Source organism: Mesorhizobium amorphae CCNWGS0123, assembly GCF_001686985.1.
GTDB lineage: Bacteria > Pseudomonadota > Alphaproteobacteria > Rhizobiales > Rhizobiaceae > Mesorhizobium > Mesorhizobium amorphae.
On sequence record NZ_CP015318.1, the window covers coordinates 3,756,568 to 3,769,434 of the forward strand.

A 12,867-nucleotide genomic window follows, 5' to 3' on the forward strand; every position below is an offset into this window, starting at 1 on the left:
CATCGATATAGTGTCGAGCGGGGATTCGTCCACGATCGAGTTCGCTACAACGGAATATTGCGTGGATCAGGAAGAACCGCAGCACGAGAAGATCAGGTTCAGGCGTGACGAGATCACCGACCTGGGGGCTTTTCCGTCTGCGTGCAAGGTGCCGCCGCTTGGCCGCGCCAGGATCGGCCGCGGCTTTCGCATTCTTGGGCGGCTGGTTGCCGGTCTCGGCGCGCTGGTGCTGCTGGCCGCGGCCGGCGTCTATGTGCTCGGTGCGTCGGGCTTGGGCACCGAGCGGCTTCGGGCCGAGGCGGAGACGGCAATCGAGAAACTGGCCGGCTTCGATGTCGATGTCGCGGTCGGGCCGGCACGACTGACGCTCGATGGCTCGAGCTTCATCGCCTTGCAGGTGAGCGACGTCGTCTTGAAGACCGCCGATGGCAAGCCGATGGCCGATGCCGGGCGTGTGCGTTTCGGCATACGGCTGATCCCGCTGCTTTCGGGCGAGGTGCGGCTGACCAGCGCCAGGATTTCCGACGCGCATATCGTGGCGGCAGCGATGCCGTCAGGCGGCGGCGACTGGACGGCGGCGCTGCGCAACGAAGACGGGCTCGTCGATCCGGAAAAGCTCGCTGACGCGGTGTTCGCCAACGTCAACCATGCGCTCGACGCGGTGCGCGAGGATTCGATGCGCCAGATCGACCTCTCGAATGTCGAGTTCTCTCTGCCGGACACCGGCTCCGTCAAGCGGGTCACCGTCGCCGACGCCTCAGTTCTGCAGACGGGGCCGGGCAGGATGCAGTTGTCGGCCACGGCCGATGTCGATAGCAGGGCACTCACCGTCTCCGCCACCGCCACGCGCGACCCAACGACACGGCGCGTCAGCGCGCTGGACGCCAGCGTCGGGTTGGCTGAGACCAAAGGTGCTGCCACGGCCACCGGCGGAAAGCTGGGCACGGTCGCGCTCAAATTGACGGGATCGGAAGGGGCGGGCGAGACCGCGTCGCGGCTTATGGCCTCTCTGTCGCTTGCCGGCTCCGTGCTCGATCTCGGCACGCGCGGCCTGCTTCCGGCCGACGTCGATACCAATGCCACGCTCATCTCCGGCTCGAACAAGATCCAGGTCGACAGGCTGCTGCTCAAGACCGGCCGCTCGACCTTCGACTTCGCTGGTTCGATCGGACCGAAGCCGGCCTCCGGCACGGCGGGCGAGGAGCCGTCCTACCGCTACGACCTGACCAGCGACCGTTCGACCTTGTCGCCTTCCGAGTCGCCGGAGCCGGCGCTCGACTTCGTCGCGCGCGTTGCCGGCGTTTACCAGACCAGAAGCCACAAGCTCGTCGCCGAGCAGATCGGGGTCCGTTCGGGCGGCTCGAGCGAGGTCATGGGCACGGCCGCGGTCACCTTTGTCGACGGCAAGGCGCCGGGCATATCCGTCTCCCTCAACGTCCACGACATGCCGGTCTCGCACGTCAAGCAATTGTGGCCCTGGTTCTCCGCCCGCAACGCCCGCCTCTGGGTGCTGAACAATCTCTTTGGCGGCCGTGTCGTCAATGGCAGCGTGGGATTCCAGGTCGTGCCGGATCGCCTCGGCAACGGCGTTCCACTTTCCGCCGATGAGGTGTTCGGCCGCTTCCAGATCGAAGGGTCGCGCTTCGACACCGCCGGCCGCATTCCGCCGATCCGCGATGCAGTGGGCGAGGTTTCGTTCCATGGCAACGACGTCGACGTCGCGCTCACCTCGGGCAGCGTCTTCATGCCGAGCGGCCGCACCGTGGCGGCCAGCAACGGCACGCTGACGGTCAAGCAGGCCAACCGCCCGCCGGTGATCGGCGCGCTCGATATCGACGTCGCCGGCGAGGCGCCGGCGATCGCGGAACTCGCTTCCTACGAGCCGATCAACGCCATGCGCCATGTCGGTCTCGTGCCGGAGGATCTGTCCGGCGAAATGACCGGCCACGTCAAGGCGGATATTCCGCTGCAGTCGGGTGTCGACACCTCGAAACTCGATTGGCTGGTATCGCTCGACTACACGGACCTGTCGCTCGCCAAGCCGTTCGAGGACCAGACGGTGACCGAGGCCGACGGTTCGATCACGGTCGGGCCCGATCAGGCGGTGATCTCCGCCAAGGCGCGGCTCAACGGCATCCCGGCCGAGCTTGACCTCGTCGAACCGCTCAGGGACGGTGGCCCTCCGCGCAGCCGCAAGGTCGCACTGGTGCTCGACGACAAGATACGCGCTGCCGCCATGCCTGGCCTGTCGCCGCTGCTTTCGGGAACCATAAAGGTGGCGATCGACAAGAGCGAGGGCGGCGACCAGAACGTCTCGGCTGACCTCACCAATGCTAGGCTGGACATTCCCTGGGCAGGCTGGAGCAAGGGCGCGGGCGTTCCGGCCAAAGTCACCTTCGTCATGGCGAAGTCGGGCAGCACCACGACGCTGTCCGATTTCGACCTCGACGGAAAGAGTTTTTCCGTCGATGGCGACGTGACGCTGGTCAATGGCGGCCTGTCGTCGGCCCGCTTCAGCAAGGTCGCGCTGAACAGGGGCGACGATGTCGCCGTCTCGGTCAAGCGATCGGGCAAGAGCTACGCGGTCAATGTCAGCGGCGAGGCGCTCGACGCCCGCTCGCTGATCAAGCAGTTCACCTCCGACGTCGACACCGCCACCAAGACCACCGGCTCCGATGCGATTTCGGTCAGCGCCGACGTCAATTCCCTGACCGGATTCCATGACGAGGTGCTGTCCAATCTGAAACTGGACTACAGCGCCGCCGGTTCCAGGGTGAACGGGCTGAAAGTCAGCGCAACGGCAAGTTCGGGTGCCGCGATCACCATCAGCAACACCGCCGGTGACGGCACGCGCATGCTCAACATGAAGTCGGCGGACGCCGGCGCGATCCTGCGCTTCCTCAACATCTACGAGCACATGGAAGGCGGCTCGATCACGCTGTCGATGGCTGGCGCAAGCGACGGGCCGATGAAGGGCCAGGTCGATTCCAGCAACTTCTTCATCGTCAACGAGCCGAAGCTTGCCTCGATCGTATCGACGACACCGGCCGGCGACAACCGCAATTTGAGCCAGGCGGTCAAGGCCGACATCGATACGTCGCGGGTCAAGTTCGAGCGCGGCTTCGCCGAGATCGACAAAGGCGCCGGCTATCTGAAACTGGCGAACGGCGTGCTGCGCGGCCCGCGCATCGGCACCACCTTCCAGGGCACGCTCTACGACCAGAGCAACAACATGGACATGACCGGCACCTTCATGCCGGTCTACGGCCTCAACCGTATCTTCGGCGAACTGCCGCTGTTCGGCCCGCTGCTCGGCAATGGCAGGGATCGCGGCCTGATCGGCGTCACCTACCGGCTGAAGGGCAACGCCAACAAGCCGGTCCTGGACATCAACCCGCTGTCGGTGATCGCGCCCGGAATATTCAGGTCGATCTTCGAATATCGGTGAGTCAAACCCAATCGCATTGAGCGACCGAATTCGATCCTAGGCGGATACTCGTTCGCCCTGACCGTGTCCGCGCCCATGGCACGATGCCGACGTCCGCGTTGTCCATTCCTCTGCCGGACGACGCTCAAGAATCACCAGCCGCCGCATCGGTCGCCGCATGACGAAGGAGATGATGCGCGCCAGGCTTCCCATCAGATGGTTCCGTCGCACCTTCGCGGGCGCCGCCCGCGTCTCGATTTGAATAAAGCCCCATCTTGAGTAGGCGCCGGCATTGGGCTCGGCCGCGATCAGCCAAACAGGCTTCTGGTCGTCGGCAAGCAGCGTATCGATCAACCGCGAAGCGATCCCGTGGCCTCGCGCCTCCTTGGCAACGACGAGCGATCCGAGTTCGCGCGAGCCGTCGGTATGTTTGCGCATCTGCACCGCACCGATGATGCGGCCTCCTGTCAACGCAACTATGAAGTTCGGCCAATCGAGGCCGGTTGGGTTCAGACGCTCGGAACGCACCAACGCGCGAATGGCTTGCTGATCCCGCTCCGTGGCGCGACGAACGACAATGGCCAGTTGATCCATGCAATATGCCTCCTGCACCGCGATCTGATCGCATTTCGGCGGCAGGAAGTAGCAAGACGGGTGTTTCGACCAAATGTCGCTACGACCGAGCTTTGTTTCGGCCGGCAGTTGATCGCGTCAGGGCGTTGCCCGTCAGGCCGGTCGCACCAGGACGTGTTTTTTCTTGCCAAGTGAAAGCTTTATGACGTTTTCCGGACTCAAATCCTGAAGTGTCACCATGCGGCGGTCGTCCGAGACCGGCTGGTCGTTGAGGCGCACGGCGCCGCCCTGGATGTGCCGGCGCGCTTCGCCGTTGGAGGCCGCCAGCCCGGCGGTGACGAGCAACGACAGGATGCCGACGCCGGTTTCCAGCGCCGCTCTGTCCACGTCCACGCTCGGCAATGTGTCGGCGAGCGCGCCTTCCTCGAAGGTCTTGCGCGCGGTTTCGCTGGCAGTCTCCGCAGCATCGCGGCCGTGCAGCATGGCGGTGATCTCGGTGGCGAGGATCTTCTTCGCCTCGTTGATCTCCGAGCCGCCGAGTTGTTGCAGCCGCGCCACCTCGGCGAGTGGCAGCGTCGTGTAGAGCTTCAGGAAGCGGCCGACATCGGCGTCCTCGGTGTTGCGCCAGTACTGCCAGAACTCGTATGGCGACAGCATCTCGGCATCGAGCCAGACGGCGCCCGAGGCCGACTTGCCCATCTTGGCGCCCGACGACGTGGTGAGCAGCGGCGTGGTCAGCGCATAGAGCTGCGCGCCTTCCATGCGATGTCCCAGATCGATGCCGTTGACGATGTTGCCCCACTGGTCGGAGCCGCCCATCTGCAGCCGGCAGCCGACGCGCTTGTAGAGCTCGACGAAATCGTAGGCCTGCAGGATCATGTAGTTGAATTCGAGGAACGACAGCGACTGCTCGCGGTCGAGCCTGAGCTTGACCGAATCGAAGGCCAGCATGCGGTTGACGGAGAAATGCCGCCCGACATCGCGCAGGAAATTGACGTAGTTGATCTCCATCAGCCAGTCGGCGTTGTTGACCATGACGGCGTCTTTCGCACCGCTGCCGAATTTGAGATAGGGCGCGAAATTGCGGCGGATACCGGCGAGATTGTCCTCGATATCCTGCGGCGTCAGAAGCTTGCGCGCCTCGTCCTTGAAGGACGGGTCGCCGATCATCGAGGTGCCGCCGCCCATCAGCGCGATTGGCCGGTGGCCGGTCTGCTGCAGCCAGTGCAGCATCATGATTTGGATCAGCGAGCCGGCATGCAGGCTTTTCGCGGTTGCGTCGAAGCCGATATAGGCGCTCACCGTTTCCTTGCTGAAAAGTTGGTCGAGACCGGCATCGTCCGAAGTCTGGTGGATGAAGCCGCGCTCGCTCATCGTGCGCAGGAAATCGGATTTGAAGGCGGACATTTTTTCTTTCCCGGAGATCGCCTGGCCGCTCGACCAGCGTGACGTGAAGGCGGGCGTTTAGCATCCGCGGGCGATCAGCAAAAGTGGTTTCCGGTTTTGCGTCCGATCGCCCGCCAACAAAAGACCAGCGGCCAGCAAAAGTGGGTTTCCGGTTTTGCGGGCCTGCGGCGCCATTTGCGAATCCTTGCCTCATCGTTTTGGCTGGCGTAATGAGGCGCCGCGCAACGGCTTCGCCCGAAGCGCCGCGACGAGGCCAATCGACCGCCCCGCAGATCAAGTCAGGAATCCGGCCTCCCGCACATGAACAGGAACACCCTCATCCTCTTTCTGTTCAGCCTGCTGATGACGCTCAGTGGGCTGATGACCCTTCCGCCGGTCGATCGCGACGAGTCACGCTTTGTCCAGGCCACCAAGCAGATGGTCGAGACCGGCGACTATGTCGACATCCGTTTCCAGGATGTCTCCCGCTACAAGAAGCCGATCGGCATCTACTGGCTGCAATCGGCGGCGGTCGCGCTGAGCGGGCAGGGGGCCGAAGCCCCGATCTGGGTCTATCGCCTGGTGTCGGCCTTGGGCATCGCCATCGCCGTCGTCGGCATTGCCTGGACGGGCACAAAACTTTTCGGCGCCAAGGCCGGTCTCGCCGCCGGCCTGATGATGGCGGCGATCTTCGCCACCGCCTTCGAAGGCCGTGATGCCAAGACGGACGCCATGCTTCTGGCCTGCTGCGTGGCGGCGCAGGGCGCGCTGGCGCAGATCTATCTGGCCTCGCGCCGCAACGAACCGGTTGCCGGCCATCTGCCGTGGGTCTTCTGGATCGCCCAGGGCGCGGGAATCCTCATCAAGGGCCCTGTGAGCCCGCTCCTTTCGGTCCTGACGGTCGCCGCGCTGTTCGCCTTCGAGCGCGACTGGCGCTGGTTGTTGAACCTGAAGCTTGTGCGCGGTATCGCGCTGGTCCTGCTGATCGTGCTGCCCTGGGTCATCCTCATTACCTGGAAGAGCGGCGGCGCGTTCCTGCAGGAAGCCGTCGGCAAGGACATGATTTCCAAGGTTGCGCAGGGCGAGGAATCGCATGGCCTGCCGCCCGGCTTCTATATGCTCACCTATTCGCTGTTCATGTGGCCCTTCGGCCTGATCGCGGTTGGCGCCGGCCTCCAGGCTATCAACCGTTTCTGGGACGACCCGCGCCTGCGCTTCTGCCTCGCCTGGTACATCCCGTTCTGGCTGGTGTTCGAGCTGATCCCGACCAAGCTGCCGCATTATGTCATGCCGGCCTACCCCGGCATGGCGCTGCTGATCGGCTGGCTGCTCACCTTGCCGGCCGAGGAGGCCAATGCGCCCCTACGGCGCTGGCAGTCCTGGCTGTGGTGGGCGACCGCTTTCGGCCTTGTCGTGGTCTCCATAGGCCTGGCTGTCGTCTGCATCGGAGCGCCGCTCTATCTGGCCGGGACATTTTCCTGGTGGAGCATCCCGGCGGCCCTTGCCGCGCTCGGCGCCGGCTATCTGGCCTTCCCGCGCCAATTGCAGGTGCCGCTCGGCCGCATCGGCGGCATCGCGGTCTGCGCCGGCATCACCTTCTCCCTGCTGTTCGGTGTCATCGCGCCGTCCTTGAAGCCGATCTGGCTGAGCCCGGCGATCAAGGCCGCCGTCGACGCGAACCGCCCGTGCGAGACGAGCGTGCTCGCCTCCGCGCCGTATCATGAGCCGAGCCTGGTCTTCCTGGTCGGCACGAAGACGATCCTGACCGATGTCGATGGCGTCGCCAAGCACCTGCTCGACGACCCGGCCTGCGCGCTGGGACTGGCGCCAATCGGGGACGAGAAGAAACTGAACGACGCTCTGGCCGGGCAGGGCAAATCCACACGCCGGCTGGCCGAGATCGACGGCCTCAACTACTCGTCAGGGGACAAGCTGTCGCTCGGCCTCTACCGGGTGGACAAGTGAACACGACGATGACCCCGCCTGCGGTGTTCCGCCGGTCTCTCGGCAACTTCCTCGACACGATGCGGATCGTGCGAAGGCGCTTTGCCGTGCGCAAACCCGACTATCCGCGCATAGCCTGGCCGGTCTGGCTGCTCGCCTGGATCATGCTCACGGCAGCGGTCTTCTTTCGCCTTGACCACGCAGCCGGGACGCGTTGGGGGGAATGGCCTCCCGGTCTTGCGCGCTTCACCGAGTTTTTCACCGATTTCGGCCTGGGCGGCTGGTACCTTATTCCGGCCGCACTCTGCCTTGTCGCCGCCAACCTCACCGACTGGCGAGGCCTTTCGCGGCGCGCGCGGATGCTCGTCTACAACTGGACCTGCTTTGCCTTTCTGGTGCTCGGCGCGGTCGGCCTGTCGGGCATCGCCGTCAATCTGCTGAAATACGGCATCGGGCGGGCGCGTCCGCGCTATTTCGACGATTTCGGGGTGTTGTCGCTGCATCCTTTCGCTTTTGATGCGCGCTTTGCCGGCTTTCCATCCGGCCACGCCACCACCATGGGCGCCGTCTTCGGCGTCGCGCTGCTGTTGTTTCCGAGACGCTGGTACATCGCGCTGGCGATCACTGCATGTATCGCGTCGACGAGGGTTTTCGTCGGCGCGCATTATCCCAGCGACACCGTCGCCGGCTTCGGCCTCGGCTGCGCCAGTGCGATCCTTTGCGGGCTTCTCTTTGCCCGGCTCGGCTTCATCTTCCGCCGGTCGTCGGCGAAGTTGCCCGTCCGCAAGACGACCTTTCGGCTCGCGGGCTACGGCGGGACTGGGAACAGAAGAGTGGCGTCCAGACAGGGCGAAGATCGCGTCGCCGCGGACCGGCCTTAGGGTCTTCAAGAGCGGACATTATGCTCGGCGTTGGCATCGTCATGACCTTGACCTGGTCAAGATGTCCACTCCGGCCAGTGGAATGTCTGGATTTGGCGCGCGATTCCGACCTCAGCGAACGAAGTTATGACACGCCATTCAAGTGAAGAACCGCTTCGCCAATTGCACTGTAATGACATCCGAGACACTCGCGCTTGCCGAAGGGGCTGTCGGCTCTGACGGGATTAGCGTAAGCTAATGTCCACAAGGGGGTGCGCACATGCACCGTGTCATCGCCATAGCGATCTTAGTTCTGGTGGCCGTGTTCAGTTCCGCGCGGGCGGAGGTGCTGATAGGGGTTTCATCCGCGCTGACGGGACGGCTCGCCTGGTTCGGCGAGCAGGGGCAGCGTGGCGCAGAGATGGCCGTGGCCGACATCAATGCAAAGGGTGGCGTACTCGGCCAGCAGATGCGACTCATCACGGCCGACGACTTCTGTGATCCCGAGCAAGCGGTCGCCGCAGCCCAGAAGCTGGTGGGTGACGGTGTGGTGCTTGTCGTAGGGCACTACTGCTCTGGAGCCTCGATCCCAGCATCGAAGGTGTACGAGGCGGCGGGCGTTTTGCAGATTTCACCAGGATCGACCAATCCCCTGTTGACTGAACAAGGCCGCGCCAACGTTTTTCGCGTCATTGGTCGCGACGACGCGCAGGGGATCGTGGCCGGCAACTACCTGGCCGAAAATTGGAGCGACAAAAGGATTGCGATCCTTCACGACGGCACCACCTATGGAAGGGGTCTTGCCGACGAGACTCGAAAACAGCTGAACAAGCGCGGCGTAGTCGAAGCGATCTACGAGGAGTACACCCCCGCCAAGAACGATTATTCGGCCGAGATCGCTTCGCTAAAGGCTGCGAATATCGCCGTGGCATATGTCGGCGGATATCATGCCGAGGTCGCACTCATGGTTCGCGCCGCACGCGACCGCGGCTATACGGTTCAGCTCGTCTCAGGCGATGGCATGGCGACCGAGGAATTTGCTTTGATCGCCGGCCCCGCGGCCGAGGGGACCATCTTCACGTTCCCGGCGGATGCTCGCCGAAATCCCGAAGCGGCCTCAGTCGTCGAGCGGTTCCGGGCTGAAAACTTCGAGCCCGCAGGCTACACGCTGTTCAGCTACGCCGCCGTCCAGGCCTGGTCGCAGGCGGTGGAGAAGGCCGGCTCACTAAAGCTCCAAGCTGTGATTGCGTCGCTGCGCGGCAATCAATTTGATACTGTGTTGGGCCGTATCGACTTTGACGACAAGGGCGACCTCACGACCCAAAACTGGGCTTGGTACGTCTGGCGCGGCGGAGAGTACGTGCCGGTTGAATAGGGTTCGCTGATCGCCGGCGTGCCGGCTGAGACGTCTAGTCTGATGCAGACCAGTGTGGCCGGACTGTTCCGACTCGCCGAGATGCTTGAACGCCTCGGCATACGCGGCCGGCTGTTGCTCGCCTTTTTCGGGATCAGCGCCCTTGCGGTGCTGGCAACCGTTGCGGCGCTTTATGCTTTCCTCCAGGTTGGCGACGTCGTCGACCGAATTACCACGGATCGAGTGCCGTCGGCGCTCGCCTCCCTCCAGCTGTCGCGCCAGGCCGAACGGGTCGCTGCTGCCGCGCCATCGGTGCTGGCAGCGACTAGCAGGGCTCAGCACAACGAGGTCTCGGCTGCCGTCGCGCTCGAGATGTCCCGCCTCGAGGCCCTGCGCACGGACCTACGGGATGCCACGTTAGGCACAGTGCCTTTGGCCGAGATCGAGGAAGCCGCGATTGTTCTGAGGCGCAACCTGAAGGAGCTCGACTCTCTTGTTGTCGCCCGGCTCGACGTGGTCGCCCGCAAGGAGGAGCTCCTGAACCGCCTCGCCGCGACGACGACCGGAAGCCAGCGCCTTGTCGCCACCGGCATCCTGGTCATGGATTCCAGACTCCCGCAATGGCGGGCGGTCGCGGCCGACACGTCGCTGTCGCCCGATCGACGCGCAGCGGCGATGGCCGACCTGGTCCAGGCGATTGCGGCCTACATCCCCCAGCAGAAGGCGCAGCGGGAGATCTCGGCGGTCAACGACGCGCTGGTGAAGGTCGCGAACGCGCCGACGCCGGGCGATCTGGCGTTGATCCTTTTTCCGCTACGCCGTTCGCTCACTGCTCTTGAAAAGGCTTCCATGGAGATCGACGAAAAGCTGCGGACCCGCTTCCGGCAGCGTGTCGACGAATTCAAGGGTTTGACCGACGGCGAGGACAGCATCCCCAAGGCGCGGGAGGACGAGTTTGCTGTCCTGGCACAGGGCGAAAGGCTTCTCGCCGAGAACAATCGACTGTCGCGCAATCTCACCGCTGGCGTCGATCGCCTCGTCGCTACGGCAGACCAGGAGATCGCTGCGTCCGGTCGCGAAGCCGCGCTCGTCCAGCGCTACGGCACCGCGGTTGTGCTCGGCTCCGCCTTCCTCAGCCTCCTGAGTTCGGTTCTGGTCGTCTGGCTCTATGTCGACCGCAGCCTTCTCGCCCGTCTGGGAGCGGTGAGCCAGGGCATGCTGGCGATCGCGGGCGGCGATCTTCGTGCGCCGCTGCCGGCCGCGGGCAGCGACGAAATCGGGCGCATGGCCGAGGCGCTGAGCCTCTTCCGGGATACTGCTGTCGAGGTCGAGGAAAAGAACCTGCGCGACGTTGAAGAAGCGCGCCAGCGGCTGGTCGATGCCATCGAAAGCATCTCCGAAGGTTTCGCACTCTATGACAGAGAGGACAGGCTTGTCCTTAGCAACAGCCGCTACCGCGAACTGCTATACGCCGGTCTGGAGGCCGAGCTAACCCCTGGCACAGCATTCGAGGAGATCATTCGCCGATCCGCCGAACGCGGCTACATCAGGGATGCCGAGGGGCGGGTCGATGAGTGGGTTGCCGAGCGCCTGTGGCTGCACCGCAACCCTGGCGAACCATGGGTGCAGCGGCGGGGCGACGGACGATGGATCATGATAAGCGAGCGGCGGATCAGCGCCGGCGGCACGGTCGCCGTCTATTCGGACATCACCGAGCTGAAGCAAAGGGAGGAGAACCTCGCCGAGAAGTCCACGGCCCTAGAGGCGCTTTCCAGCAAACTGGCCAAATATTTGGCGCCCCAGGTGTACAGCTCGATATTCACCGGCCGCCAAGACGTTAGAATCGCCAGTCAGCGCAAGAAGCTGACCATATGCTTCTCCGACATCGCCGGCTTTACCGAGACCACCGACAAGATGGAGTCCGAAGATCTCACCCAGCTCCTCAATCACTACCTGACGGAAATGTCGAAAATCGCGTCGGATCATGGTGCCACGATCGACAAGTACGTCGGCGACGCGATCCTGATGTTTTTCGGCGACCCTGAGACGCGCGGCGTCAAGGAGGACGCGCTGGCTTGCGTACAGATGGCGCTTGCCATGCAAAAACGGATCAGCGAGCTTACCGAAGTCTGGCGGGACATGGGGATCGAAACACCGCTGCGCTGCCGCATCGGCATCCATACCGACTACTGCACCGTCGGTAACTTCGGCAGCGAGGACCGGATGGACTACACGATAATCGGCGGCGCCGTAAATCTCGCCTCGCGCCTGGAACAGGAGGCGGCACCGGGGGCTATCATCATTTCCTACGAGACGTTTGCGCAAGTGAAGGACACGATTGACTGTGAGGAGATGGGGCACGTCCAGGTCAAGGGGATCGCCTATCCCGTCGCCACCTACCGCGTCATCGATCTGAAGGCCAATCTAGCGGACGCTTGTCGCGGCGTTCGAACCGAGTTGCCGCACTTCAGGCTGGAACTTGAACCGGAGCTGATGTCCGCTGACGAGCGTGGCGGTGCCGCCACTGCGCTTCGAGACGCGCTGGATCGGCTTTCCCACAAGCCCGGGCAGTAGGGCTTGGTTCACAGCGGGCCCTCCCAATGGACGCAAGGAGTAGGATGGGGACGCCGCTTCGCGCGACTGAGAAAGCCCGCGGGTGACGCCGGTCAGATCCATGGACCGCCTGGCGGCGGACTTTCCTCCCGAAGCATCGGCATCGTCCGCAAGGGAGTCGAACGTTTGCCGGGGGACTCGCAAGGTCTGGAGATGGTGCGACCATCTCGGCTGCGAGGGGCAGTCTTTGAACCTGTAGGCGCGTCCGCAGCTCCGACGCGACCGTCTGCCCGGCTCTTCTTAGGCGCTCAAGCGATGGCACCGCGCACCGCCATAATCAAGTATAGTTCCTAGCCGATCGCAGACGGAGGAGAAGAGCAAATGTCCGAGGACGCCGGACCGAGAAAAGTGGACGCCGAATATGCGATTGAGTACCTCCAGGAGCATCCGGAAGCAGGGCTTTGCTGCGACGATGGGCGCTGCTGGATTACGCCGAACGCAAACGAGACCGATCAGCGGATCCTGCTTCTTGAGGTGGTTGAGGCTGACCGGCTCAAAGATGATCCTCGCCTTCGACTCGTGTCCGGAATCGCTCATGCGGGTCGGTCGCTCTGGGTCGTTCGGAGAATGACATAATTACGTTAGCGAGGGTCGCCTCGTCCTTACGGATCATCTGCGCCCAATCGGCGGCATGATCTTGCCGCCAGAGCGCAACCAAATCCGCATTCGGCGGGCCTCGCTATAGGCAGCTATCATCGCCGACCTTGCCA

Annotated in this window: 8 protein-coding genes; 6 read left to right on the top strand and 2 right to left on the bottom strand. The window is 63.8% G+C overall.

What is annotated here, in order from left to right; translation table 11 throughout:
• The first annotated feature begins 61 nt into the window (after positions 1-61).
• The gene (locus A6B35_RS17630; protein ID WP_040583471.1) at positions 62-3,448 is read left to right on the top strand and encodes a YhdP family protein; all 3,387 of its coding nucleotides are present in this window, start codon (positions 62-64) and stop codon (positions 3,446-3,448) included.
• Positions 3,449-3,484: 36 nt separating this feature from the next.
• On the opposite strand, the gene A6B35_RS17635 is transcribed toward A6B35_RS17630, so the two are convergent.
• A complete protein-coding gene (locus A6B35_RS17635) occupies positions 3,485-4,021 on the bottom strand; it encodes a GNAT family N-acetyltransferase (protein WP_006204463.1) in 537 nt (178 codons plus the stop codon).
• 132 nt (positions 4,022-4,153) lie between these two features.
• Positions 4,154-5,407: a tyrosine--tRNA ligase gene (tyrS, locus tag A6B35_RS17640; protein WP_006204464.1), complete on the bottom strand. Its 1,254-nt coding sequence runs from the start codon at positions 5,405-5,407 to the stop codon at positions 4,154-4,156.
• A 300-nt stretch (positions 5,408-5,707) separates the two neighbouring features.
• Between tyrS and A6B35_RS17645 the strand changes: the two genes are divergently transcribed.
• The 5 genes from A6B35_RS17645 (at position 5,708) to A6B35_RS17665 (ending at position 12,733) form a co-directional block, all read left to right on the top strand.
• Entirely contained in the window at positions 5,708-7,351 is a 1,644-nt protein-coding gene (locus tag A6B35_RS17645) for an ArnT family glycosyltransferase (RefSeq protein WP_006204465.1), read from the top strand.
• A gap of 8 nt (positions 7,352-7,359) precedes the next feature.
• Entirely contained in the window at positions 7,360-8,211 is an 852-nt protein-coding gene (locus A6B35_RS17650) for a phosphatase PAP2 family protein (RefSeq protein ID WP_006204466.1), read from the top strand.
• 259 nt (positions 8,212-8,470) lie between these two features.
• The gene (locus A6B35_RS17655; protein ID WP_006204467.1) at positions 8,471-9,565 is read left to right on the top strand and encodes a branched-chain amino acid ABC transporter substrate-binding protein; all 1,095 of its coding nucleotides are present in this window, start codon (positions 8,471-8,473) and stop codon (positions 9,563-9,565) included.
• Between the two features lie 81 nt (positions 9,566-9,646).
• Positions 9,647-12,118, top strand: a complete 2,472-nt coding sequence (locus A6B35_RS17660; protein WP_065518316.1) for an adenylate/guanylate cyclase domain-containing protein — start codon at positions 9,647-9,649, stop codon at positions 12,116-12,118.
• Positions 12,119-12,478: 360 nt separating this feature from the next.
• Complete coding sequence (locus A6B35_RS17665) at positions 12,479-12,733, top strand: hypothetical protein (protein ID WP_006205987.1); 255 nt, start codon at positions 12,479-12,481, stop codon at positions 12,731-12,733.
• The last annotated feature ends 134 nt before the right edge of the window (positions 12,734-12,867 follow it).